The organism is Thalassospira lucentensis (genome assembly GCF_050516545.1).
GTDB lineage: Bacteria > Pseudomonadota > Alphaproteobacteria > Rhodospirillales > Thalassospiraceae > Thalassospira > Thalassospira lucentensis_C.
Genome location: NZ_CP191544.1, coordinates 3,855,246 through 3,880,686 on the forward strand (window position 1 = coordinate 3,855,246; position 25,441 = coordinate 3,880,686).

Sequence of the window (25,441 nt, forward strand, 5' to 3'; positions counted from 1 at the left end):
ATGCCAAAACGGGATTGGCGAATATTCCGTTTTTCCAAGGCGAATTACTCAAAGTTCGCCATGTCATCGATCTTCACGGTATTCCTTCTTATTGTTCTAAGTCCAATAACTGCGCCCGTTCTTGCCCAGGAAAGCGATGATTTCGTTTATCAAGCTTCGGTGCAGAAACCGTTTGGTGGGCGTTATGTTCTTCATTTGTCTGAAAATGCCCGTGTTCGATCATCGGGTCGGCCAGAACCCGGCTATTTCGACAATCTTACGATCAAGCTGTTTAACAAAGCAGAATTACAGACCGAGATCGTTGCACAAATGCCCTGGAAGCGTGAGATGGAGTTAGCTGCTCGTGAATCAGGCCATGTGATTTACCCTGCGACACGGTCGGAAATCCGCGAAGACCAATTCAAATGGGTGGGGCCGGTAAGCCGGGCAATTTGGAACCTTTATGGATTTTCCAATAAGGGTTGGTCGGAGATGAGCTTCGATAAAATCCTGGCGCAGGCCCGTATCGGAACATTGATGGGATCGGCCCGCGAAACGTATCTACATCAACGCGGTGCACAACATATCATTGCTGTTCCCCGCGAAGAACTTTTGCTGCCGATGATGTTGGCCGATCGCGTCGATCTGATCGCAGTTGGGGGCAATATTCTGCGCCATTATATTAATGCAGCCAAAGATCAGGACGGGAACGAGGGCATTCCAGATATTAATGGGGTAGTGCCCTATCGCAGTTGTTATCTCTATATCGCGATCAGTGGCGATGTTCCCGATGAAGATGTTTCCCGCCTGCAGACTGTGCTTGATGGCTTTAAAACCAACGGGTTTTTTGTGAAAAACCGTGCTGCACATGGTCTTTCGACAAATGTTGAGGGCTCTTTCCTAAGCGCGATGCTGAACCTTGATAATAACGGGGTCAGTTGCATCGATCTTGACGGGGTTGGTCCGTAAAATCATCCAAATGTTGATTTGGATGTTCTTGGTCTGGACCTGAATACCCAAAATTGGTATTACCAATTATAGGATATATTGGCCAAACGGATTCCCGCACCTCCAACCCGTCCGTGCATGGCCAAAAGCCCCGAGAGAGGATACGCCATGACGCCTTCCAAACCGCGCGTTGGTCTTTTTATTACCTGCTTGGTCGATATGTTCCGTCCGACCGTCGGGTTTTCCGCTGTTAAGCTGCTTGAAGAAGCCGGATGCGACGTTGATGTTCCGATGTATCAGACCTGCTGCGGGCAACCGGCGTTTAATTCCGGTGATAATGCATCCGCCCGCAAGGTCGCCCGGCCCCTGATCGATATGTTTGCCGATTATGATTATGTCGTTGCGCCAAGCGGGTCTTGTGCAGGCATGATCAAAAAGCATTTCCCCGAACTCTTTGCTGATGATCCGGCGATGGCGGACAAGGTTCAGGCGTTATCTGACAAGACCTATGAGCTGGTATCCTTCCTGACAGGTGTCATGAAGGTCGATGCGGTCCCGGCCCGGTTTGAAGGCAAGGTGACCTATCACGACAGTTGTTCGGGCCTTCGCGAACTGGGTGTCAAAGAACAGCCACGAAAATTGTTAAATTCCATCCAAGGGCTTGAGATTTCTGAGCTGACCGAGCCGGAAACCTGTTGTGGGTTTGGCGGAACGTTCTGCGTCAAATATCCGGAAATCTCGGGCAAAATGGTTGGTGATAAAACCCGCGATATCACCCAGACCGGGGCAAAAACGCTTTTGGCCGGGGATCTTGGCTGTCTGATGAACATGGCCGGGAAACTTGCACGTGAAGGATCAAATGTTGAAGTCCGTCATGTTGCAGAAGTTCTGGCGGATATGACCATGGCGGCACCGCCAATCGCTGGTTCGGGTGCGAACAAGGATGGGGCGGACATGTCATGAATGTATCCACATCGCCAAAATTCAAAGAAAACGTGCATGGCGCACTGCGTGATGAAAGCCTTCAGCGCGCCCTTGGCCGATTGAAATCCGGTTTTCAGATTAATCGGACCAATGCCGTATTGCGCATGCCGGAATTTGAGGCCCTGCGAGATCAGGCCCGTGACATTAAAAACCACACGCTTGAAAATCTTGACCATTACCTTTTGAAATTCGAAGAAAACGTCAAGGCCAATGGCGGTCATGTGCATTGGTGTGCGGATGCTGCAGAAGCCCGCGAAGTGGTTGCCAAAATCTGCCGTGACAAGGACGCCAAATCGGTTCTGAAGGGCAAGTCGATGATTTCCGAGGAAATCGGCCTGAATGACTTCCTTGAAAAACAGGACCTTAAGGTCGTCGAGACAGATTTGGGTGAATATATCATTCAGCTGCGCAACGAGCCGCCAAGTCATATCATTGCCCCGGCGCTCCATGTTCATAAAGAACAGGTGGCAGACAGTTTCCGCGAAACCCATAAGGGCCGCGACCCCAACAGATCACTGGTTGAACCGCGCGAATTGCTTGATGAAGCCCGCGAGATCATGCGCGAGCATTTCTTTGCCGCCGATATCGGGATTACCGGTGCGAACTTCCTGATTGCCGAAACCGGCACGTCGGTCATTGTCACCAATGAAGGCAATGGCGATCTGACCCAGACTTTGTCACGGGTTCATATTGCAATTGCCAGTCTGGAAAAGGTGGTCCCGACCCTTGAAGATGCGACAAGCATTCTGCGGGTTCTGGCCCGTTCGGCCACAGGACAGGAAATGTCATCTTACACGACATTTTCGACCGGACCGCGTCGGTCAGATGATCTTGACGGGCCTGAAGAATATCACGTGATCCTGCTTGATAATGGTCGTTCCAACATGTTGGGCACCGAATTTCAGGATATGCTGCGCTGTATTCGCTGTGCGGCCTGTATGAACCATTGCCCGGTTTACGGGGCGGTGGGAGGACATGCTTATGGTTGGGTTTATCCTGGTCCGATGGGCTCCGTGCTTTCGCCATCTTTGATTGGTGTCGATGAAGCAGGACATCTTCCAAATGCATCCACCTTCTGCGGAAAATGCGAAGAAGTCTGCCCGATGCGGATTCCGTTGCCCAAAATGATGCGGCACTGGCGCGAACGGGAGTTTGAAAAACATCTAAGCCCGGCTTCATTCCGTTACGGTATCAAAACGTGGGCATTTCTTGCATCGAAACCAAAGCTTTACGGCGCACTTACCGCCATCGCATCAAGGGTCTTAAACAAGATGTCAGGCGGCAAGGGACGTATTGTCAAATTGCCACTGGCTGGTGGTTGGACAGACATGCGTGATTTTCCGGCACCGGAAGGCAAAACCTTCAAGCAGCTTTGGGCCGAAAAACAATCGGCCAAAGGAGGTTCGAAATGAGCACGACATCAAATAGAACCTCTCGCGATGCTATTTTGGGGCGGATTCGCAAAAGTCTTGGCCGGTCAGCTGGTGAAGCGGCACCCTTGTCAGTGACAGAACGTCTGGCGTCGCCCAAAGCAAATCCGGTTGTGCCGATGCGCGCCCAACTTGCCCATGATCAACAGGTTGAACTGTTTGAGAAGATGGCAACAAGTGTCAATGCCACGGTCAGTATGGTTGTCAGTGATGGTGATATTCCGCGCGAAGTTGCCCGTTTTCTCGCCGATCATAATTTGCCGGCACGGGTTAAAACATCGCCCGATGCTGCAGTTTCCGGACTACCCTGGAGTGGTACGGCGCTTGAAGTCAGCACCGGAATTGCCGGTGCTGAAGATGCGGTTTCGGTTACGTCAAGTTTTGCCGGGGTGGCGGAAACCGGAAGTTTGATGTTAAGAAGCGGGGCAAGCACGCCCTATACCCTTAACATGCTTCCAGATACGCATATTGCCGTCCTTCGGATCAGCGATATCGTCGGGACATATGAAGAAGTATGGGCGCGGTTGCGCGAAAAGGAAGGACACGGCAATATGCCGCGAACATTCCTATGGGTGACCGGGCCTTCGCGAACGGGTGATATCGAACAGACGATACAGCTTGGCGCACATGGTCCGCGCCGACTGCATATCGTTCTGGTGGATGACACAAAAGAAAACAAATAAGCGACGCCGTACCGTCAATGAGGATGAAAAGGCCCTGTGGGAGGTTTTCACCCGTGACGTCAAACCTTTGCGCACTAAAAGGCGCAAGGGTGGCGATGCCATGTTTGTGCCTGAAGACGAAGACACCCACACCAGCGACACGGCGATTTCATGGCCAGATAAATTGTCGGAAAACATTGAACGCTCAGAAGAAAGCCGTGCGGCACGTAATTTACCCTCGGCGCGTAATGCGGATCGCGGACCACAGATCAAAAACCGCAGTCTTGAAGAACTTAAACCCGGTGTAACCGACGGGATTGACCGGTCGACGGCCACCAAGTTCCAAAAAGGCAAAATGTCGATTGATGGGCGCATTGATTTGCATGGCATGACGCAAGATGTCGCGCATAATGCGTTAAATGCCTTTATCGAAGACAGCTGGCGGGCCGGGAAACGCTGCGTTTTGGTGATTACCGGTAAGGGATCACGCGCCGATGAATATGGCCGAACGGGGCTTTTGCGATCACGTACCCCGCAATGGTTAAGTGCACCCCGCCTGCGCACCCGGATTCTTGCGATTAATCAGGCCCAGATCCAGCACGGCGGTGCCGGGGCCTTTTATGTTTTGTTGAAACGGAGACGCCCGTGACACCTTTTGGAAATCGCATCAGGGAATTACGGGCCCGCAACGACGTGACGCTGACCGATATGGCAACGGCGTTGCAATTGTCTCCGGCTTATTTGTCCGCCCTTGAGCATGGACATCGCGGGCGGCCAAGCCCCGGCTTGGTGCAACAGATTTGCGGGTTTTTTAATCTGGTTTGGGATGAAGTTGACGATATCAAACGGTTGGCACAGCTTTCTCATCCAAAAATTACCGTTGATACCGCCGGGCTTGAGCCCGAAGCAACCGAATTGGCCAATCTTTTATCTGAACGGATTGCCGGTCTCAGCGATGATCAGCTTTCGCGCATGCTCGAAATCATCAGAGAACGCCATGCCTAGGCTGGGGATAGGGCAGGGATATTCGAACGGCTGTGCAAACTTAAGCAAGTTTACTGTTCCGGGGCGGGGTTTTGACAAGTTTTATGACCCTGGAACCACAAGTTGGTTACAGGATCGTGTTTTTTGTGCACCAGAGGCAACAAAATAGCGACATTACGTGAATCACGGTTTGACTATTGTCAGTATCGAGGGTATCAATCGGATGTGTTTCGATCCAGAAGCATGAAAATGCCCTGCCTTTATGCAACTACAAGGTTTTGAACTGTCCGCACGCCCCAGCAATTTGCCTGAGTGCCTTGCCTGACGGTCAACCGCACCTTCTATCCTATCCCATTCAAAAATTCGCCCTTCCGGCAACCACAGATCATTAAACGCACATATGCATCTTCAAGACCTTAAAAAGAAATCTCCGACCGAGCTGCTTGCTCTGTCTGATGAGCTTGAAATCGAAAATGCCAGCACGCTCCGCAAACAGGAGTTGATGTTCGCCATTCTCAAACAGTTGGCCGAGAACGACCACGCCATTTTTGGTCTGGGTGTTCTTGAAGTGCTGCCGGATGGCTTTGGCTTTTTGCGTAGTCCCGAGGCAAACTATCTTGCCGGACCGGACGACATTTATGTTTCCCCAAGTCAGGTGCGCCGCTTTAGCTTGCGCACCGGTGACACGGTGGAAGGCCAGATCCGCTCGCCGAAGGAAGGCGAGAGGTATTTCGCGCTGCTCAAAGTCGACAAAGTCAACTTTGATGCGCCGGAAAAGGTCCGCCAGCGCGTTAACTTCGATAACCTGACCCCGCTTTACCCTGACGAGCCGCTTAAGATGGAGCGGAATGTTGATCAGGAAGGCAATAAGGACACCACCAATCGGGTGATTGAACTTGTTGCCCCGCTTGGTAAAGGTCAGCGTGCTTTGATCGTCGCACCGCCGCGGACGGGTAAAACCGTGATGCTGCAAAATATTGCGCACGCGATCGAAGAAAACCATCCGGAAGCCTATCTGATCGTTCTTCTGATTGATGAACGTCCGGAAGAAGTGACCGATATGGACCGTTCGGTCAAAGGCGAGGTGATTAGTTCGACCTTTGATGAACCGGCACAGCGTCACGTTCAGGTAACTGAAATGGTGCTTGAAAAGGCCAAACGCCTTGTCGAGCATAAGCATGACGTCGTCATTCTGCTCGATTCTATCACCCGTTTGGCCCGTGCCTATAACACGGTTGTTCCAAGTTCGGGCAAGGTGTTGACCGGTGGTGTTGATGCCAACGCGCTGCAGCGTCCGAAACGTTTCTTTGGTGCGGCCCGTAACATCGAAGAAGGCGGCTCGTTGACCATCATCGCAACCGCCCTGATCGATACCGGCTCGCGCATGGACGAGGTCATCTTTGAAGAATTCAAAGGGACCGGTAACTCCGAGCTCATTCTGGATCGCAAACTGTCTGACAAACGTATCTTCCCGTCGATTGATATCCTTAAATCGGGTACCCGTAAGGAAGAACTGCTTGTCGACAAATCTGTCCTGTCGAAAATGTGGGTTCTGCGCCGTATTCTCAACCCGATGGGGCCACAGGACGCGATGGAATTCCTTTTGGGCAAGCTCAAAACAACCAAGAGCAACGACGACTTCTTCGATTCAATGAATGGATAACCGGAACCCGGCGGATTTTGCCGGTTTTGGGAAATAGTCTGATGAATTACGGGGCCTTACGGGCCCCGTTTTTTATTGTCTGATGAATATGAAAACCCGTATTTATATCAGTCAGTTAGTATATTATCCCGATTGATAAGGGATGAGAGCTTGAATCGGGCGAAAAGCCGTGTGACTCTGATGGTCTTCATTCACTACCGTTTTGCGCTCAATGCAGCTTTTACTTAAATCCGTCGATTTTGCCGCCCGTGCGCATCGTGATCAGCGCCGCAAGGGACCAGCCGAGGAACCTTATATCAATCATCCGATTGAGGTTTCCCGGCTGATTGTCGAATGCGAACCGCAAACGCACGAAGACATTCTATGTGCAGCGGTCCTGCATGACGTGATCGAGGATTGTGGTGCGACGCGCGATGAAATTGCTGCCTGCTTTAACGACGTCGTTGCCCATATCGTTCAGGAAGTCAGCGATGACAAAGGATTGCCGCGTGATGAGCGCAAGGCAAAACAGGTCGAACGTGCCCCGAACCTTACCGCTGCCGCCAAACTTGTGCGATTGGCCGATAAAGTTGCCAATGTTGGTGCGATGCTGACCGACACCCCGATTGGTTGGGACGAAGAACAAATTCTGGCCTATGTCGATTGGGCTGAGGCCGTCGTTGCCCCCTGCCGCGAAGTCAGCGATGGGCTGTCAGATCGCTTTGATGCGATTGCACGCGATGTGCGTGCTTTCCACGAAGACCAAAAAGCAGAGGCAGGGGGTTAACCCTGCCTCTGCTTCAAAAATATATGTAATATCAACGTAATAGCGTGCGAGATATTCAGACCGTAAAGACAATCGATCCGTTTGTTTTGCGGCCTTCAAGATCCTCATGCGCCTGTTTGGCATCTGCCAAAGGATAGGTCGCGGTGATATCGATCTTGACCGCACCTGATTTCAGGACGTCAAACAGATCATTTGCGGTGGCCAGAAGCTCTTCACGGGTGGCGGTATAGTGGAAGATGCTTGGCCGGGTCAGGAAATAGGCACCCGGTGCCAGCTGCGCCAGGGCGACGGGCGGTACCGGACCGGATGACTGTCCGAAACTGACCATCATGCCCAGACGTTTCAGGCATTTAAGTGAGTCATCAAAGGTGTCTTTACCAACAGAATCGTAAACAACTTCAACGCCCTGGCCGCCGGTGATTTCTTTTACGCGTTCCGAGACCACCTCGTCACGATACAAGATCGGGTAATCGCAGCCCTTTGCCTTGGCGATTTCGGCCTTTTCCTTGGACCCGACGGTACCAATCACGGTTGCACCCAGATGTTTGGCCCACTGACAGACAATCTGGCCAACACCACCTGCCGCGGCATGGATCAGGATGGTGTCGCCTTTTTTGACGTTATAGGTCCGACGCAAAAGATATTGTGCGGTCATGCCCTGCAACATTGCAGCTGCAGCAAGCTCAAAGCTGACATCGTCAGGGATTTTCACCAGACCCTTGGCCGGCATCACGCGGGCTTCGGCATAGGCACCAAGCGGCTGTGCGGCATAGGCGACCCGATCACCAACGGCCAGATCGCTGACACCTTCGCCAACAGCTTCAATCACGCCTGCACCCTCAAGGCCAAGACCCGATGGCAAGGCAGGGGCAGGATAAACGCCGGAGCGGAAATAAATGTCGATATAGTTCAGGCCAACGGCCTTTTGCGCAAGGCGGACTTCACCGGATCCCGGTTGACCGACTTCTAGGTCTTCAAAGCGCAGTACATTACTGCCGCCGGTTTCATGAAAGCGGAATGCTTTGGTCATTCTGACCTCCCATTTTGCGTTTTTGAACGCCTGTTTCGTCAATGGGCGCAGTGTAGGGTAGATATCAAGGATTTGCAGCAGGGGATTACGCCGAACTGTTGGGCAATTTTACAGATCAGGGCCGATTCAGGGATTAAGGGGATGACCAGCGGGCGGTGGGGAAAGTGGTTTTGATGTCTGATGCTTATTTCTGGCACGAAGCGGGCAATCGTGCTCCAATTCCCCATCTCGCTTGCGAGTGAACACCATGATTTCCGGGCCATAAAAGGAGGGTGGTTTCGTGTCCATCATCAGTCACATCACATTTGGAACCAACGATAAATCCCGTGCGGCGGTTTTTTACGATGCAGCATTGGCGACCATCGGTTTTAAACGCCTGCCCAAGCCCGCAGAAAAACCATTGGCCTATGATCGCAATGGTGAAATGCCAACGATTTATATTTATACCCCTGAAGACGGACGTCCGGCGACTTGGGGCAATGGCACTCATGTTGCTTTTAACGTCGATACCCGCAAGCAGGTGGATGCCTTTCATGCCGCTGCTTTGGCGCATGGCGGCATGGATGCAGGAAAACCGGGACTGCGCGCCCATTATGGCCCGAATTACTATGCTGCCTATGTCCGCGATCCCGATGGCAATAAATTACAGGCCGTGTGCTATAAACCTGATTTATAACGGTAAAGTCCCCTGATCGGTCTCAAGCGGAAGTTCGACACCTTCGATTTTAAGCAGGGCGCGCTTGGTCTCAAGCCCACCTTGACCGGAATAACCACCGGGTTTGTCACCCGATGCCAGAACGCGGTGGCAGGGAATAATGATCGGGATCGGGTTCAGGCCGCATGCTGTTCCCACAGACTGGAAGGCCTTAGGCGATCCTGCGGCGGCGGCAAGGTCCTTATAGGTTGCGGTTTGCCCTGCCGGGATCTTGCACATGGCCTCCCAGACGGCTTTTTGAAAATCGGTACCATCGGGCGCCAAAGGAAGGTCAAAGCGGCTCAGAGTGTGGGAAAAATAGGCGTTAAGTTGTTTTTTTGCCTCTTCCAAGACCGGGCTTGGCTCCATCTCGTCGACAAAGCCCCAATCAAGTGCAACGATTTGATCATCGAACTCGAAAATTGTCAGAGCCCCAATTGGGCTGTTGATCGAAATTTGCGGCATGTTGGGATCTTTCCGAACGATGATGTGGGTGGCGTTACAGTATTTCTGCCTTATGCCGCCTTGGCGGGCAGATCGGCAAGCAATTTGGCAAGGTCATTTGGGGACGTGACCGGGGCGGAACATACCGGCCCCTGACAGACATAGGCGGTTTCCTTGCCATCAAGTGCGGTTTTGCCGTGGGCCGGGTGGCTGTCGGGCAGGGGATCACCGTCAGTTAGAATGGTAATCGCCCGGTTGGGCAGATATGCCGCAAAGATCGCCCGACGCATTTCAAGATAGTTTTGGCTGCGGTCTTTGGCGATCAAAACGATCTGCACCGGGTTTTGCAGCATTTCTGCTGCCAGTAGCAGGCCGGGCATATTGGGGAATTGTTCTTCAAGCCGTCCGCCAAAGGCTGCGATCGTAATTTCCGCCCGGTCCCGATATTTGGTATCACCGGTCAGGGCATAAAGCTTTGCCAAATTCTGGGCCATGATCGCATTCCCCGACGGTACTGCATTGTCCATGTGGGGTTTTTGGCGGACAATCAGATCACTGGCATCCGATGCCGATTGGAAGTAACCGCCTTTCGGATCGGCAAACAGGGTTTCAGCGGTTTCCGACCATGCAATGGCCTCGCGCAGATAGGCATCCTCGCCAAAACATTCAAACAGGCGCAATGCCGCCCGGATCATGTGGGCGTAGTCTTCTAACATGCCGGCATGCTGTGCCTTGCCATCGCGGTAGCTGTGCAGGAACCTGTTTCCTTCCATCAGCGTGCTGGTGACGAAATTATAGGCCAGCTTGGCGTAATCAAGCCAATCGGCGCGTTTAAACGTCATGGCGGCTTCGGCAAAGGCGGCAATCGTCATGGCGTTCCAGTCGGTCAAGGCCTTGTCATCCCAACCCGGGCGAATGCGGTGGGCCCGTCGGGTCAGCAAAATTGCGCGAAGCTTTGCCAGTTTTTCCTCGGTCGCCTCATCCGTAAGACCAAGACCCGACGCCGTGCGGTTCAGGATCGTGTTGCCTTCCCAATTACCGTTGGCTGAGACGTCATAGAATTTCTTGAACAGATCCGTATCATCGCCCAGAAGGTCGTCAATTTCGGCTTCGGACCAGACATAGAACTTGCCTTCGACGCCTTCGCTGTCGGCATCAAGGCTTGCGGTGAAGGCGCCACCGGGAATGCGCATTTCGCGCAATATCCAGGTGATGGTTTCTTCAACCCGTTTGGCATAAAGCGGGTTGGGATCAACGCGCCAAACATCGCACAAAACATCAATCAGCTGGGCATTGTCATAGAGCATCTTTTCGAAATGTGGGACGAGCCATTGGTCATCAACCGCATATCGCGCAAAGCCGCCGCCAAGATGGTCGTAAATCCCGCCCTGACACATGCGATCAAGGCTGTGCTTGACGATGCGTTGCAGATCATTGTCGTTGGTCCGCACACCTGTACGCCACAACAGCGCCAGCAGACTGGGCTGTGGGAACTTTGGCGCACCGGACGTGCCGCCATTTTCACCATCCATGATTTGCAGGCTGCCATGACCACACCGATCAATCATATCAAGGCTTGGCACAGAGCCGGTTGCTGCACTGTTCATTTTAATCAGGGCATTTGAAATCTGTGTGACGTTATGGCGTACGTCGTCGGGTTTTTCGGCATAGATTTTCGCAACCGTTTTAAGAACATCATCAAAACCCGGTCGGCCATAGCGCGCGGTTTTCGGGAAATATGTCCCGCCCCAGAACGGTTCCCCATCAGGGGTCAAAAACATGGTCAGCGGCCAGCCGCCCTGTTGGCCGAGCAGGGCAAGGGCATTTTGATAAAGCGCATCCAAATCCGGCCGTTCTTCACGGTCAAGCTTGATATTGATGAACAGATCATTCATCAGCCCGGCCATGGCGTCGTCTTCAAAGCTTTCATGGGCCATGACGTGGCACCAGTGGCACGCAGCATACCCGACCGAAAGCAGGATCGGCTTGTTGGCGGCCTTGGCGTCTGCCAGCACCTCTGTGCTCCAGGGCTGCCAGTGCACAGGGTTGTCGCGGTGCTGCAGGAGATAGGGGCTGGTTTCCGAACCAAGATTGTTGCGTGCGCGTTCCATGTCACTTCCTTGCTGCCCGTTAGGCGGTGAAGCCTGAGCTGCTTTATTGTTTTGGGTGGGCAATTACACGATCAATGCGGACCCTGATCCTGTAAAAATGTATGGCGCCCAGAATGTTTGACGGACTCTAAGGGTAACGCCATCATCCATAAAGGCAAATGGCTGTAATTATTTGTCGCAAAATCGTGATATTGCCGGGTTACGGGCCAATATGGTGCTTTAAACCGTTATTGTGATTGAGATGCCCGCAGGCGTCGTCATAATGAACCGGCCAAACACATAGAAACATAGAAGAACAGAAAAGAAAGCAGGAGATCAGGGCGATGAAAGTAACCGTGAACATCGAATGCACCCCGGAAGAGGCGCGTACCTTCTTTGGTCTACCTGATGTTCAGCCGATGCAGCAGGCAATGATGAAAGAGGTTGAAGACCGGATGAAAGCCAATCTTTCGGCGATGGACCCGGAAACCATGATCAATACCTGGATGCCCCAAGGCATTCAGAATTGGGAACAGTTGCAAAAAGCGTTCTGGGGCCAGTTCAATGGCGCCAATGGCGGCCCCAAAGGCGACAAGGACTGAATTCGTGAGTGACCATTACTATCAGGCACATGTATTTGTTTGCCAGAACGAACGCCCAAGCGGCCATGAGCGGGGCTGTTGCCAGTCCAAGGGTGCGACCAAGCTTCGCAATTATATGAAGATACGGGCCAAGGAACTTGGTCTTCCGATGACCCGGATTAACACCGCAGGATGCCTTGATCGGTGTGAGTTGGGCCCGGTGATGGTGGTCTATCCCGAAGGGACCTGGTATCGCTATGAAACGATGGAAGACATCGACACCATCCTGACCGATCATTTGCTTGGCGGGCAGGTGGTTAAAAGATTACAGCTTTCCCCCGATCAGGGATGATGTGAACGGTCCCGAAAATGGGGCCGTTTTCAGTTTTGGACGAAGCTGCATGTTGACCTTTGGGTCGGTCTGAACGATATCGACAGCACAGAATTTCATTATTGCCAGACCGCAGGATTACCTTGGTCTACCACCACAAGAATGACGGACGAAACATGATTGCAAGCCGAGAAACCATCTTTGCCCTGTCATCGGGGGCCGGGCGTGCGGGGGTCGCCGTTATTCGCTTGTCCGGGCCGTTATCAGGGCCAACGATCTGTGCGCTTTTGGGCCGGGGTGACGTGCCCAAGCCGCGCCATGCGGTCTATGCGCCGATCCGTGATCCGCACTCGGGTGAACGGCTTGATGATGCGGTGGCGATCTATTTCCGGGGTCCGGCAAGCTTTACCGGCGAAGACGTGGTTGAATTGCATGTCCATGGCGGGCGGGCGGTGATTGAAGGTGTTCTGGATTGCCTGTCGCGCCAGGACGGTTTGCGGGTCGCTGATCCCGGCGAATATACCCGCCGCGCGTTCGAGAACGGCAAGATGGACCTGACCTCGGCCGAAGGTATTGCCGATCTGATTGATGCTGAAACCGCCGCCCAGCGCCGTCAAGCCGTGCGCCAGATGGCCGGTGAACTCGGCAGCCTGTATGAAGGCTGGCGGGCACGTCTGATGAAGGCATTGGCCCATATCGAGGCCGATATTGATTTCCCGGATGAAGATTTACCTGATGGCATTGTCCCGGTCGTGCGGGGTGACTTGGTTGCGGTGAATGAGGACGTTAAACGCCATCTTGCTGATAACCGCCGCGGGGAGCGCCTGCGTGAAGGGTTCCAGATTGTTATTCTCGGTGCGCCCAATGCCGGTAAATCCAGCTTGCTCAACCGTCTGGCCCAGCGCGATGCCGCCATTGTGTCCGAGATCGCCGGGACTACGCGGGACATGATTGAAGTGCATCTTGATCTTGGCGGTTTTCCGGTGACCATGGTTGATACGGCGGGCCTGCGCGAAAGCGTTGATGCCATTGAATCCGAAGGTGTCCGCCGGGCGACGGAACGGGCGGAAAATGCCGATCTGCGTCTGGTTGTGATTGACCGGGAAGGTTGGCCAAATATTGATCCCGAAGCCGCCCGGGTGATTGATGCCAATACTCTTATCCTGATCAACAAGGTCGATGAAGACGATGGGACGGCGATCCCCAAAGTCTGGCAGGGCGCTTCGGTTGAAGGACATCGTCTTGAGCTTCCCGTTTTGACCATATCGGCCATGACCGGGCTTGGGATGGAAACCCTCTTGCAACTGCTGGAGACTCGCGTAAAAGAGGGGCTCGATTTTGCCGGGCCAGTGCCCCTAACGCGTATCAGGCACCGGCGGGCACTTGAAAGTGCCAGCGACCATTTGGATCGCGGAATGCAGACCGATATCGCTGAACTCGCTGCCGAGGATGTACGCCTTGCAGTGCGCGAAATTGGCAAGATTACCGGACGTGTCGATGTGGAAGATTTGCTCGATATTATCTTCGGGGACTTCTGTATCGGCAAATAAGATCAGGGACTGTTCCCTAGAAATGTTTCACGTGAAACATTGTCCCGTCAATGGGCCGCATAAGCCTATTCGAACCAGACAAGGTTCAAACCCGTCAGATGTGCTGATAGGGGATTGAGTGAGGAATTCGATGTCACAGAATGTGTCGCATAGCCGTTTTGATGTGATTGTTGTTGGCGGTGGACATGCTGGCTGCGAAGCCGCGGCGGCCGCTGCACGCATGGGGGCGCAAACAGCGCTCGTCACACATCGGGCAGACCGCATTGGTGAAATGTCCTGTAACCCGGCCATTGGTGGTTTGGGCAAAGGACATATGGTTCGCGAAGTTGATGCGCTTGACGGTGTCATGGGCCGCGCAATTGACCGGGCCGGTATTCAGTTCCGTATGCTTAACCGTTCCAAAGGACCGGCTGTTCGTGGGCCGCGCGCGCAAGCCGACCGTAAGCTTTACCGCGAAGCCGTTCAGGACATTCTGGCCGATCAGGAAAACCTCACAATCCTTGAAGGTGCTGTTGAAGACCTGATCATTGATGAGAACAATCGGGTTGCTGGCGTGATCACCGGCGATGGCACAGAATATTGCGCCGGTGCGGTGGTGCTGACCACAGGCACATTCCTGCGCGGGCTTATTCATATTGGTGAGAAGACCACGCCGGCCGGCCGTATTGGTGATGCGCCGGCTATGGGGCTTTCCGATACGCTTGAGAAATATGATTTCAAACTGGGTCGTCTTAAGACGGGCACACCGGCACGTCTGGATGGACGGACCATTGATTGGTCCAGTCTTCAGGAGCAACCGGGTGATACGCCGCCTGAACCGTTTTCATTCCTGACCAGGGAAATTACGGTTCCGCAGATCCCGTGTCATATGACTTGGACGACCGAAGCCACGCACGAAATCATTCGTGCTAACCTTCATCGTGCGCCGATGTATAGCGGCCAGATCACAAGCAGTGGTCCGCGCTATTGCCCGTCGATCGAAGACAAGGTCGTGCGCTTTGCCGAAAAGAATCAGCACCAGATCTTTTTGGAGCCAGAAGGCCTGGATGATCCGACGATCTATCCAAACGGTATCTCAACCTCGCTCCCAGAAGAGGTGCAGCTTGCCATGCTGGTCACCATTCCGGGGCTAGAGAAGGTCGAGATTTTCCGTCCGGGCTATGCGGTTGAATATGACTTTGTCGATCCGCGTGAGTTGCGCCATACGCTGGAAACCAAAAAGGTCGGCGCATTATTCTTTGCCGGTCAGATCAATGGCACGACCGGTTATGAAGAAGCTGCCGGGCAGGGGCTCATTGCTGGTGTGAATGCAGCATTGGTGGCAGATGGTGGCGAACGTGAATTCATCCTTGATCGTGCAGATGCCTATATCGGTGTCATGATCGATGATCTGGTCACCCTTGGCACGCGCGAGCCTTATCGTATGTTTACCTCGCGTGCCGAGTACCGCCTGATGATGCGGGCCGACAATGCCGATCAGCGTTTGACGGATCGTGGTCTTGATATTGGCTGCATCGCATCAGCCCGTGAACAGGTTTGGGGGGCGAAAAAAGCAGCCCTTCATACCGCCAAGGATCAGGTGTCCAATTTGGCCGAGACGCCAAATGCGCTGGCCAAATTTGGCATCAAGATCAATCAGGACGGGGTACGTCGCAGTGCTTATGACTTACTGGCATATCCTGACATTGATTTTTCGACCATCGTAAAAGTCTGGCCGCAGCTCGAAGACCTTGATCCGGCGATCAAGGAACAGGTGGCGATTGATGCCCAGTATAAAGGCTATCTTGATCGTCAGGCTGCCGATGTTGCGGCCTTCCGCCGCGACGAAGAATTGCGTCTGCCGCGCGATCTTGATTTCGATAAGGTCGGAAGCCTGTCGGTGGAAATCCGGCTTAAGCTTAAAGAAATCCAGCCGGAAACGATCGGCGCGGCATCGCGTATTCCCGGTGTCACCCCGGCGGCGGTGACGGCGTTGCTAGGTCATATTAAAAGCCATAAGCATATGGCCAAGGGCCACGTCCGCAGCGCCTAACATCTGATACTCAATTTCGGCCATCTGGCCTTCATCAACCCGGTTGCTTGTGCAGCCGGGTTTTTTGATGTGGGTATGTGTTTAGTCAGGATGGGCGTTTCAATCGTATGGTTGAGATTCCGCCTCCCATTAAAGCGACCGATGTAGACGTCACCAAGTATGTGCTCCTGAGTAGGGGGAGGCTAAGGTTGTTTTTCTGGGTGTTTGAGTTGGCGTCATCGTTTCCGGAACAATGCGCTATGAAGTGAATTGGCTCGACCAAAAATGCAGGTTGGTGTGTTTCACGTGAAACATTTGATGTGTTTTTGATCGTTTTATCGATTCCCGGACGATGAAAAGTGATGAAGTTTGGAAAACAAGTCTGGTGTGTTTTTAAAACTGGACGTATAAATCATTTATGCAATCCATTTCCGCACCCGTAAAAACATGGTTTGAACGCGATTTGAATGTTTCACGTGAAACATTGGACCGTTTGAGCCTTTATGCAGATCTTGTCGTTAAGTGGCAGCCGCGTATTAATATCGTTGGCGCCAGCACGGCAGAAGACGTTTGGGGACGTCATTTACAGGATTCTGCACAACTTTGGCCGTATCTGCAGGATGTCGCTGCGGACGGGAAAATCGTTGATTTTGGTTCTGGCGCAGGATTTCCTGGGATCGTTTTAGCGATTTTAGGCGCTGGAAATGTCACGATGATGGAATCCAACACCAAGAAAACCGTCTTTCTGATGGAAGCAGCCCGCGTTTGCGGCGTGTTAGATCAGACCGAAATTGCTCGGGAACGGATCGAAACTGCGGCACCGCGCGACGCTGACGTGATTACGGCGCGGGCCTTTGCGCCTTTGCCAAAGCTTCTTGAACTTGGCCAAAGACATTTAAAAGCCGGTGGCCATTATGTGCTGCTGAAGGGACGTGCCTTTGAGGATGAGCTGGCGGACGCACGCGAAGCCGGTTGGACATTTGATGTAACCACGCATGCCAGCCTGGTGGACCCGGATGGTGTCGTGATGATCTTAAAAGGAGTTGGCCGGTGACTGATGTAATTGATCTACCGCTTTCTACCCAGTCTAGTGGCAAGGGGCACCGCCCACGGATCATCGCAATCGCCAACCAGAAGGGCGGGGTTGGTAAAACGACCACGACCATCAATTTGGCAACGGCGTTGGCGGCAGTCAAACAGCGGGTTCTGATCGTTGATCTTGACCCGCAGGGCAATGCCAGTACCGGCCTTGGCTTGCGTCCATCAGATCGTGAGATCAGTTCTTATGACGTGTTGATCAACGGAAATACGCTGGAAGAAGCGCGTAAAGATACGGCGATCCCGCGTTTGTCGATTGTGCCATCCGGTATGGATTTGTCCGGTGCCGAGATTGAGCTGGTTGATTTTGAGCGCCGTGAAATGCAGCTAAAAGAATCGCTGGCCAAATTGCCGCAGGATGTTGATTACGTTCTGATCGATTGTCCACCATCCTTGGGGCTTCTGACCTTGAATGCGCTGGTGGCATCGGATGCGGTGCTTGTACCGTTGCAGTGCGAATTCTTTGCGCTTGAAGGGATCAGTCATTTGGTTCGCACCATCAAGCGGGTTAAAAAGGCTTTCAACCCGGATCTTGAAATCCAGGGCATCGTGCTGACCATGTATGACAAGCGTAACAACCTGTCAGCACAGGTGGCCAATGATGTGCGCGATTATTTCGGGGATGTGGTTTATCGAACTGTCATTCCGCGCAATGTTCGCGTGTCCGAGGCACCAAGTCACGGAACGCCGGTCTTGGTCTATGACATAAAGTGCCCGGGTTCACGGGCCTATCTCAATCTTGCAAGTGAAGTCCTGAAACGCGAAGGGGTTAAAGCATGAGTGATGCAAAGAAACGCGGCTTGGGACGCGGACTTTCAGCACTTCTTGGGGAAGAAGACGAGGATGTTGGTGTTGCCGTTGCCGGGAGCGAAAATGCGCCGACCGGCCATCCGGGGCCAGGTGGCACAACCCAGTTGATCGCGATTACCGATCTGAGACCTTCACCGTTTCAGCCACGCAGTAATTTTGACGACGAAGCCATTGATGATCTGGCGGCCTCGATCCGTGAAAAGGGCATCATTCAGCCGATTCTCGTTCGGGCATCCTCGACCGGTGAAACCACCTATGAAATCATCGCCGGTGAACGTCGTTGGCGGGCAGCACAGCGCGCGCAGCTTCATGAAGTGCCGGTTCTTGTCCGAGATTTCGATGATCGCGAAACGGCCGAAATTGCCCTGATTGAAAACTTGCAGCGCCAAGACCTGTCGCCGCTTGAAGAGGCCGAAGGCTATAACCGCCTGATGAGCGAGTTTTCCCATACGCAGGAAGCTTTGGGTCAGGCGCTGGGTAAAAGCCGAAGCCACATCGCCAACAGTTTGCGTTTGCTGGCACTGCCAGCACCGATCAAACAAATGCTGTCTGACAAGGTTCTGAGCTCTGGCCATGCACGTGCGCTGTTGGGTGCTGAAAATGCTGTCGAGCTTGCCGGTCAGATTGTTAAAAAGGGCCTGAATGTTCGCCAGACCGAAAAACTGGTCAAAACAGATGGCGGCAAAGCATCGCGCCCGAAGAAGTCATATGGACGTTCGTCTGTGGATAAAGACCCAGATACAGTGTCTTTGGAGCGTGACCTTAGCAACATGTTGGGGTTGGCGGTTAATATCGACTTTGATGGCGCGGCTGGGAAAATATCGATCCGCTATGAAACGCTTGAGCAGCTTGATGATATTTTACAGCGGTTGACGCATGGGAAAGCTGGTGACTTGACCAGCGATGAAGAGAGCAGCGACTCGACAAGTTCGGATGAGAATGAATTCGACTCGATGTTTATTGAAGATGATGACAACGACGATGTGTCGGCATCTGATGGTGACGTTGATCTGACGGCAGAGCTGGAAAGCATTGCCGATGCGACATTGCCTGAAAGCGATATGGAGGATGACGAGGATTTTGTTATCGAAGGTCCCGAAGGGGATGATCCGATCGAAAGCGATGAAGTCAGTGAAGACGAACTTGATGAGTTGATCAAATAATCCGAACTGCTGAGCATTAAATCAGAGAAAGGGCCACCGTTGAGGTGGCCCTTTTGCATGTGATCCTGAACGGGTTTCGGCTATTTCAGTGGTGCTAGGTCGAAGTAAATGTGGCTAAGTTCTTCATCGCCAAAGCTTGCCTCTGGTGCAGGTGATCCGCCTGCATTGTGGCAGAGGAAGCAGTTGCCAAGTTCAGCCCCCTGAAAATAAGTTTCCATGGTGGTATTGGCCAGCCGTGAGGATCCCACTTCTGGCGCCAAAAGGGCGACAGAACTGTTGGTCTGGTCGGGAGTCGGGCTTTGGGGAATGATGCCGGTTTGCGTCCAGACGGACCCGATCTGAACGTAATTTCCCCGGACATCTCCCGCGATCAAATTGCCCAGAACATTGTTGTTCATCGAGATGATCTGCGCATTGACGACCGCACTATTAACATCTGAGCCGGCCGACCCCCACGGGTTTGTTCTGACAACAGATGTCGGAACGATCCGTGTTGCCGGGGACGTCAGGACGATGTTCCCGGATTTATCAATATGGGCAGTTTCAACGTTAAGGCCGTTATCAGGCGTATTTGGCGCATAAAACGTAAAGTCGGTCGCCGATTCGTCAAATTTGGTTTCCGTTACCTGATTGGCACCGCTTTGATAATAAAACGTCTTGTTGGGCGTGTTGTTGGTGTGTTCGAACGTCGCCCAGATCATTTCGGGATGTCCAAGCACGGATCCGACAACATGCATCCCGGTCAGCGCAAGGGTCTTGGTTTCACTGCCATCAAGTGTCCATTGGGTCGGGACACTGGTGTCATATTTCGGAACTTCGGCCTTTACCTGAACATAGCTTTCCGGATTGGCAACCGTACTGGCATCGACCCAGGAGGTTTTAAGCTCCATGGCAAGCGCCATCGGCGCGGAATCGTCAAGACCATTGGCCTTGGCATAATCTACGACCTCCTGCTTGTCGGCTTCTGTCGTCGGGAATGTACCAAGATTGATTTTGCCAGCCTTCTGACCGGTTAGAAACGCGCCATAGAACGTATTTGTGTGAATGCCGTAATACACAAGCGATCCGGCCTGCGATATCAGAACGCCGCCTCCACCCGCTTGTCCGGTTTCACCGATGGTTGTTGGCACATCCTGATCCTGTTTATTGACCCGGATCAGAAAGTTGTTAATCGGGCTGTCGTTCTTCAGGAAACTACGCACACCTTTGTCATTTTCAGGCGAGATGTCATAGAACCCGTCTGCATCAAAGACGTATGTCATATCGCCGGTGGATTTCAGTTCGGCAGGTGATGTCAGCCACAAAAACATCTGAGCAGACCATTTAAAGAAGTCGCAATTGGTGTTCTGTTCGGGGAAAAGCGTGCTGTTCGCAGGCATAACCTTGCCATTAAGCGTGATTTCCTTGCCAGCAAACCAGTTTTGCATCTCGGCTTTATCAAGCGGGCAGCTGTTGAACGCATCGGAGGGCAAAATGGATGTTCCTGCCGATGCGTTCAGAGAAATACCGGCTGCACAGCTTGATATGATCCCCGCAGCAAGGACGCGATAGAATCGATTGTTCATGGTGATGTCTCTCTCTTCACTTGTTCAGTAAGTGCCGAAATGTCCCGGTTTGCCGAACATTCGAGGTGCCGGCATTATTGCTTCTCAAGCGACTGTCCCTGTTGAGATGGGAAATGATCTGGCCTTTGAACAGAACGGCTATACCGAAGAGGGATGTCTTTCTGTGTAAAAGAGACAGAACAGGCATGAACGTAAATTTGGTGTGCGGTGCAGCATCAAGATGGGGTTCAGGCCCCAGATACTTCGCCAGATTTTACCGACGGTTTTGTTTCTGACGGGCAACCGCGACTTTGATCATGGCCCGATGGGCAATGGTTTCCGGAATTGCCAAACCGCTTTTGCAGTCTTTTTCGGCTTCCAGAAGGATTTGCAAAGCACGTTGCAGGTTATTGACGGCCCAATTGTTCAGGTTGGCGCGAAATTGATCTGCGGCCTTGAAGAACAGGGGCGGGCGCAGGGACTTCATGGCCTGATCGGCGTTCGTACCCTGGGCCATCTGGCCTTTGACCAGATGAAGTTTCTGGAAATAGCCAATCATCATACGAAGGGCGCCGACCGGGTTGAGGCCTTCTTCGACCAATCGGGTCAAGGCAGCATCAAGATTGACGACATTGCCCTGTGACACGGCCTGAACGACATCATCATAGTGACGTGCGGAACTATCCCCAACACATGCCATGGCATCGGCAAGGGTTACCTGGCCTTCCTTAAGCGCATAGAGGGCAAGCTTTTCAAGCTCGCTTCGCGAAATCATGCGATCCGAGCCAAGGTTTGCGACCAGATAGCGTGTTGCATCACGGTCAATGCGCAGTTTGTGTTCTTCCATGATCGACTGGATCAGGGTTTCGATATCACGGCCGCTATCGGCATAGCAGGGTAGCGCCATACCGTTTCCGGCCTTTTCCACGGCCTGACGCAACTTTGATTTGGTCGCCAAGCTTCCGGCTTCGATAACGATCAGGGCATCACCCGCCGGATCACCCAGGAAATCAGCAATGATCGGGGCCTGTGCCTCGCCAATGTCGCGGATTCGAATAACACGGCGTCCGCCACCAAAACTGATCGCCGCGGCCTCGTCACGCAGGCGTCCGCCATCTTCCTTCAGTTGGGGAATACCAAGCTCGATGACGCGAAAGGGGTCTTTAAGGTCTTCAATCACGGTTTTTGCCAGGCGGACAGCACGCTCACGCACAAGGCCTTCGTCCTCTCCATAGATCAGGACGAGTTGGGCCTTTGCGTCCGGTGCGCGCAAAAAGGTTTCGACCTGAGCAGCCTTAAGCTTCATGGAGCCCCTTATTCATCTTTGTGGTTAAAGTCATATCGATGGATATGCCGTGTAAAATGCAGGGTTATTGCGACCGCAGCCCGATCGCGACCTGATTGGCCATCTGTTGGGCAAGTTGCTTGCTGGCATCGGTCCGCGCGGCGTTTTCGGCCTCGATACTCGCAAAATCGGAATCGACAATGTTAAAGCTTGTGCGGGCGCGAACGGTGCCTTTGCGCAAAACTTTCGAATCGGATTTGCGTGTGAGTTGGTATTGTGCGGTCACAAGATAATCGGAAATGGTCGCTTCGTTATCTTTGGTGAAGCCTTGCCCGCTTGTCGATTCGGTCAATGTGACTGTCAGATCATAAAGGGGATTGGAAACCTGACCACGTGGCGTAAGGGTTTCGAGAAGCGCATTCCGGGTGACCTGCCCAACACGGTCATTGATCAGGGCAATATCAACTTGTGCCATATCTGATGCGGTGCTTTGGCCGCTGCTATCTGTGGCATAAAGCGGGCGAAATCCGCATGCATTGAGTGTTGTCAGTGCAACAAGTGCCAGAACCGGTAAAACTGCCCGCAATCTCATTCAATCAAGCCTTCTGCCTTGGGTGCTGTGATCAGACCTTTCCGCCACAATAGTTCGGTTCCGATAAAAGGGCAAAACAGAGTTAGATTGGCAAGGAAAGATTGATGCGAATCTGCCAATTCGGCCGCATCCGCGTCTTCTATCTCTTGGAAGCTTTGGCGGAGCAGCGCAATGGCGATGTTGTTGCGGCCCTGTGCAACAACATCAGCGATGCTGCTATGCACCTTTTCTGCGGTGACGTGCGCTTGCGGTTTTGCATTAGCTGATAAAGGTGCCATGAGTCGCCAAACCTGCCGAAGCCAGCGCCAATGACCGACCAAACTGCTATGGGCGAGGTTGAGTGGTCGGTGAATAGGTACATCGGCCAACAATGATAAGATCAGAACATCCAACCCAACTTCCCGGTATATTTCCAAAGCACTGTTTGAAACAGCATCGGTGGAAACCTTTGCAGCCAAGGAGGCCGTCTGTATCTGACCGGGTTCTGTCAGGGGGCCAGAGCGTATGTCCGAAACGCAGTGTCTCGATATGGTCTTAAGCAATGTTTGGCGAAGCGCAGCAAGCCCATTATGGAGATCGCCATAAATTTCCGGGCGTTGAGCTCGCACGAAGAACCCCCAGTCGCGTTCCAGCGAATGGGGGTTATATTCAGGCGATATATATAGTGCGCGTGCGAGCATAACTCTATTGGGCGTTTGCACTGTCAATGCGCAACTGCCGGGCACGGGTTAAAATCGCGTCTTCCATTGCAGTCACAGTACCTTCTTCAACGACGGCATCCTGCCACTGGTTCGGTCCGACATTCACCTGGCGGAACACTGAAACCTTGATGGCATCGGAACGCAACGCTGTGCCAAGAATATAAGCCGTGAGTTTGAAACGCTCATTTGGTGTTTCAACAGGCGTATACCAGTCTGAAATAATGACGCCGCCAAATGGATCTGCAGAATTCAGTGGCATGAAAGAAAGTGTATCAAGCGTGGCACGCCACAGGAACGTGTTGACGCCAATACCCGTTCCGCCGCCTTTCTGACTATCTTCGCCGCCAAAGAGGTTCAGGCCACCTTCCCCAAATAGGCTACCGCGTTCTTTCTCCTGAGCACGGGTCATGGCCTGCCCGTTCACGCGTTCATCTGTCGTCGCAGATCCGGGGAACTGATCATAATCGACCGTACCATAAGAACACCCAGCAAGGATTAAAGCGAACCCTGCGCCTGAAATCAGTGGCTTGAACGAAGAAAAGGTTACCATTTCCGGCCTTTAGACATTTTAAAAAAGGGGTGAAACCAAGAATTGCTGCGAATATAGGGCGGAACTTCGTTGCAATCAAAGAAAACCAGTGTGTTTTTTTTGCCACAGTGCGTGATGAATGTATCATTTAGGTCACAGGATTGGTTGACGTGGCTTTTAAATGATGGCTCCATCCATATCGAACCGGGCGGCAAAAGCTGTCCAAATAATTTTTGTAGCGTGAAATACGCTAACAAAGACGTTGAGGGAAAAGATGAAAAAGATTCTTGTTGCTTCCAGCGCACTCGTCGCTGTCGCATTCGCAGGCCAGGCTTCGGCTTCCGAAAAAATCAGCCTGTCGGTTGGTGGTTACATGGAACAGTGGGCTGGTTTTGCTGACGAAGATCGTGGTGAATCCGTAAACGCTTTCCAGTCTGACACCGAAGTTCACTTCTCCGGTTCGACCACCCTTGATAACGGTATCGAAGTTGGTGCCAAAATCGAACTCGAAGGCGAGCAGGCTAGCAACCAGGTTGACGAACAGTATCTGTACGTCAATGGTGGCTTTGGTCAGGTTAAGCTTGGTGCTGAAGACGGTGCAGCTGCTGACATGGGTATCACTGCACCGTCTGTTGGTCCAGTTGGCGCGAACGATGGCGACCTTGGCAACTGGGTTAGCGTTAATGCAGTTCCAGATACCGTGCCGGCAGGTGATGACTCCAAACGTCTGACCTATTACACCCCGTCGCTTGGTGGCTTCAAAGCTGGTATCTCTTATGCTGATGATGACGATTCAGAAACCAATGACACTGTAAGAACCGGTGACAACCGCGTTTCTGCTGGTATTGAATACCGTGGTGACTTCGATGGTGTTTCTGTTGCTGTTTCCCTCGTTGGTGAGCACAAAGGCGAAGGCGAATGGTACGGCGTTGGCGCGAATGTTGGCTTCGGCGCATTCACCGTTGGTGCATCCGTTTCTGAAACCGATGGTGAATTCGGTGTTGGTGAAGCAACCACCTATGTTGACGACACCACCGATTTCGATATCGGCGTTTCCTATGCAATGGACGCAGCTTCGGTTTCCCTTACCTATGCTTATGGTGAGAGCGACGACACTGCAGGTACCTCGGGCGTTGACGAAATCAACACCGTTGACCTCGGCCTTGCTTACACCCTCGGCGCTGGCGTAACCTGGAAATCTTCTGTTTTCTGGTTCGACGACGAAGGTCAGGATGCTGGTACCGCTGATGACAACGAAGGCTTCGGTGCTGTTACCGGTCTCGTACTTTCCTTCTAATCCTTTCTGGGTTAGTTGAAGAATTGAAGGGGGTGGATTTTCCACCCCCTTCTTTTTTGTTTAAGCTCTATTTCTCTGTCAGATATTTCCTGTGTCGTTCGACATCAGTAATCGCGATCAACGTGATCGACGATTTAGCCCTTACTTTACCGTGCTGTGTTGGTCCTGACAGTTAAGCTAAGCACTAACAATGTGCACTTAACCTCTTCCGAATCTCGTTTACTTGCCATTTACAATTCTGTTGATGGTCTCTTGGTTTATTCTGGGTGAGTGAT

25 protein-coding genes are annotated in these 25,441 nt (G+C 52.6%); 17 read left to right on the plus strand and 8 right to left on the minus strand.

The window, feature by feature from the left end; translation table 11 throughout:
• The 8 genes from ACQ0MK_RS17720 (at window position 1) to ACQ0MK_RS17755 (ending at window position 7,416) form a co-directional block, all read left to right on the plus strand.
• Entirely contained in the window at window positions 1-948 is a 948-nt protein-coding gene (locus ACQ0MK_RS17720; protein ID WP_430473725.1) for a substrate-binding periplasmic protein, read from the plus strand.
• A gap of 147 nt (window positions 949-1,095) precedes the next feature.
• The gene (locus tag ACQ0MK_RS17725; RefSeq protein WP_430473726.1) at window positions 1,096-1,890 is read left to right on the plus strand and encodes a (Fe-S)-binding protein; all 795 of its coding nucleotides are present in this window, start codon (window positions 1,096-1,098) and stop codon (window positions 1,888-1,890) included.
• Window positions 1,887-3,323, plus strand: coding sequence for a LutB/LldF family L-lactate oxidation iron-sulfur protein (locus tag ACQ0MK_RS17730; protein WP_430473727.1), 1,437 nt, complete (start codon window positions 1,887-1,889; stop codon window positions 3,321-3,323). The genes ACQ0MK_RS17725 and ACQ0MK_RS17730 overlap by 4 nt, the downstream gene beginning before the upstream one ends.
• On the plus strand, window positions 3,320-4,024 hold the full coding sequence (locus ACQ0MK_RS17735) for a LutC/YkgG family protein (RefSeq protein ID WP_430473728.1): 705 nt from the start codon (window positions 3,320-3,322) through the stop codon (window positions 4,022-4,024). Before ACQ0MK_RS17730 ends, ACQ0MK_RS17735 begins: the two co-directional genes overlap by 4 nt.
• A gap of 100 nt (window positions 4,025-4,124) precedes the next feature.
• Window positions 4,125-4,652, plus strand: a complete 528-nt coding sequence (locus ACQ0MK_RS17740) for a Smr/MutS family protein (RefSeq protein WP_430473729.1) — start codon at window positions 4,125-4,127, stop codon at window positions 4,650-4,652.
• Entirely contained in the window at window positions 4,649-5,008 is a 360-nt protein-coding gene (locus tag ACQ0MK_RS17745) for a helix-turn-helix domain-containing protein (protein WP_350045054.1), read from the plus strand. Before ACQ0MK_RS17740 ends, ACQ0MK_RS17745 begins: the two co-directional genes overlap by 4 nt.
• Window positions 5,009-5,387: 379 nt before the next feature.
• The gene (gene rho / locus ACQ0MK_RS17750) at window positions 5,388-6,650 is read left to right on the plus strand and encodes a transcription termination factor Rho (RefSeq protein ID WP_350041078.1); all 1,263 of its coding nucleotides are present in this window, start codon (window positions 5,388-5,390) and stop codon (window positions 6,648-6,650) included.
• Window positions 6,651-6,861: 211 nt separating this feature from the next.
• Window positions 6,862-7,416: an HD domain-containing protein gene (locus ACQ0MK_RS17755; protein WP_430473730.1), complete on the plus strand. Its 555-nt coding sequence runs from the start codon at window positions 6,862-6,864 to the stop codon at window positions 7,414-7,416.
• Window positions 7,417-7,471: 55 nt separating this feature from the next.
• Here the strand turns inward: ACQ0MK_RS17755 and ACQ0MK_RS17760 are convergent, their stop codons facing one another.
• Complete coding sequence (locus ACQ0MK_RS17760) at window positions 7,472-8,446, minus strand: quinone oxidoreductase family protein (protein ID WP_430473731.1); 975 nt, start codon at window positions 8,444-8,446, stop codon at window positions 7,472-7,474.
• A gap of 280 nt (window positions 8,447-8,726) precedes the next feature.
• Between ACQ0MK_RS17760 and ACQ0MK_RS17765 the strand changes: the two genes are divergently transcribed.
• A complete protein-coding gene (locus tag ACQ0MK_RS17765; protein ID WP_430473732.1) occupies window positions 8,727-9,122 on the plus strand; it encodes a VOC family protein in 396 nt (131 codons plus the stop codon).
• Here ACQ0MK_RS17765 and ACQ0MK_RS17770 read toward each other — a convergent pair.
• Both ACQ0MK_RS17770 and ACQ0MK_RS17775 read right to left on the minus strand, forming a co-directional pair.
• The gene (locus tag ACQ0MK_RS17770; protein ID WP_430473733.1) at window positions 9,117-9,605 is read right to left on the minus strand and encodes a methylated-DNA--[protein]-cysteine S-methyltransferase; all 489 of its coding nucleotides are present in this window, start codon (window positions 9,603-9,605) and stop codon (window positions 9,117-9,119) included. The two genes, ACQ0MK_RS17765 and ACQ0MK_RS17770, sit on opposite strands and share 6 nt — an antisense overlap.
• Before the next feature lie 50 nt (window positions 9,606-9,655).
• Window positions 9,656-11,695 carry a thioredoxin domain-containing protein gene (locus ACQ0MK_RS17775; RefSeq protein ID WP_430473734.1) on the minus strand — a complete coding sequence of 680 codons (2,040 nt, stop codon included), beginning with the start codon at window positions 11,693-11,695 and terminating at the stop codon, window positions 9,656-9,658.
• A gap of 323 nt (window positions 11,696-12,018) precedes the next feature.
• On the opposite strand from ACQ0MK_RS17775, the gene ACQ0MK_RS17780 reads away from it, so the two are divergent.
• The 7 genes from ACQ0MK_RS17780 to ACQ0MK_RS17810 all read left to right on the plus strand — a co-directional run bounded on the left by ACQ0MK_RS17780 (window position 12,019) and on the right by ACQ0MK_RS17810 (window position 19,218).
• The gene (locus ACQ0MK_RS17780; RefSeq protein WP_430473735.1) at window positions 12,019-12,276 is read left to right on the plus strand and encodes a DUF6489 family protein; all 258 of its coding nucleotides are present in this window, start codon (window positions 12,019-12,021) and stop codon (window positions 12,274-12,276) included.
• Window positions 12,277-12,280: 4 nt separating this feature from the next.
• Window positions 12,281-12,607, plus strand: a complete 327-nt coding sequence (locus ACQ0MK_RS17785) for a (2Fe-2S) ferredoxin domain-containing protein (protein ID WP_350045048.1) — start codon at window positions 12,281-12,283, stop codon at window positions 12,605-12,607.
• Window positions 12,608-12,762: 155 nt separating this feature from the next.
• The gene (gene mnmE, locus ACQ0MK_RS17790; RefSeq protein WP_430473736.1) at window positions 12,763-14,136 is read left to right on the plus strand and encodes a tRNA uridine-5-carboxymethylaminomethyl(34) synthesis GTPase MnmE; all 1,374 of its coding nucleotides are present in this window, start codon (window positions 12,763-12,765) and stop codon (window positions 14,134-14,136) included.
• Window positions 14,137-14,266: 130 nt separating this feature from the next.
• Window positions 14,267-16,168: a tRNA uridine-5-carboxymethylaminomethyl(34) synthesis enzyme MnmG gene (gene mnmG / locus ACQ0MK_RS17795; RefSeq protein ID WP_430473737.1), complete on the plus strand. Its 1,902-nt coding sequence runs from the start codon at window positions 14,267-14,269 to the stop codon at window positions 16,166-16,168.
• Window positions 16,169-16,565: 397 nt separating this feature from the next.
• Window positions 16,566-17,201: a 16S rRNA (guanine(527)-N(7))-methyltransferase RsmG gene (gene rsmG / locus ACQ0MK_RS17800; RefSeq protein ID WP_430473738.1), complete on the plus strand. Its 636-nt coding sequence runs from the start codon at window positions 16,566-16,568 to the stop codon at window positions 17,199-17,201.
• Window positions 17,198-18,025 (plus strand): ParA family protein, encoded by an 828-nt coding sequence (locus tag ACQ0MK_RS17805; protein ID WP_430473739.1) that lies wholly within the window; start codon window positions 17,198-17,200, stop codon window positions 18,023-18,025. The genes rsmG and ACQ0MK_RS17805 overlap by 4 nt, the downstream gene beginning before the upstream one ends.
• Complete coding sequence (locus ACQ0MK_RS17810; protein ID WP_430473740.1) at window positions 18,022-19,218, plus strand: ParB/RepB/Spo0J family partition protein; 1,197 nt, start codon at window positions 18,022-18,024, stop codon at window positions 19,216-19,218. Before ACQ0MK_RS17805 ends, ACQ0MK_RS17810 begins: the two co-directional genes overlap by 4 nt.
• Before the next feature lie 80 nt (window positions 19,219-19,298).
• Here ACQ0MK_RS17810 and ACQ0MK_RS17815 read toward each other — a convergent pair whose 3' ends face one another.
• The 5 genes from ACQ0MK_RS17815 to ACQ0MK_RS17835 form a co-directional block, all read right to left on the minus strand.
• Window positions 19,299-20,783, minus strand: a complete 1,485-nt coding sequence (locus ACQ0MK_RS17815) for a hypothetical protein (protein WP_430473741.1) — start codon at window positions 20,781-20,783, stop codon at window positions 19,299-19,301.
• 253 nt (window positions 20,784-21,036) lie between these two features.
• A complete protein-coding gene (holA, locus tag ACQ0MK_RS17820; RefSeq protein WP_430473742.1) occupies window positions 21,037-22,068 on the minus strand; it encodes a DNA polymerase III subunit delta in 1,032 nt (343 codons plus the stop codon).
• A 64-nt stretch (window positions 22,069-22,132) separates the two neighbouring features.
• Window positions 22,133-22,639, minus strand: coding sequence for an LPS assembly lipoprotein LptE (gene lptE, locus ACQ0MK_RS17825; protein WP_430473743.1), 507 nt, complete (start codon window positions 22,637-22,639; stop codon window positions 22,133-22,135).
• Window positions 22,636-23,097: a hypothetical protein gene (locus ACQ0MK_RS17830; RefSeq protein WP_430473744.1), complete on the minus strand. Its 462-nt coding sequence runs from the start codon at window positions 23,095-23,097 to the stop codon at window positions 22,636-22,638. The genes lptE and ACQ0MK_RS17830 overlap by 4 nt, the downstream gene beginning before the upstream one ends.
• A 226-nt stretch (window positions 23,098-23,323) precedes the next feature.
• Complete coding sequence (locus ACQ0MK_RS17835; RefSeq protein ID WP_430473745.1) at window positions 23,324-23,890, minus strand: DUF3576 domain-containing protein; 567 nt, start codon at window positions 23,888-23,890, stop codon at window positions 23,324-23,326.
• A gap of 253 nt (window positions 23,891-24,143) precedes the next feature.
• Here ACQ0MK_RS17835 and ACQ0MK_RS17840 point away from each other — a divergent pair, with 253 nt between their 5' ends.
• Entirely contained in the window at window positions 24,144-25,166 is a 1,023-nt protein-coding gene (locus ACQ0MK_RS17840; RefSeq protein ID WP_430473746.1) for a porin, read from the plus strand.
• The last annotated feature ends 275 nt before the right edge of the window (window positions 25,167-25,441 follow it).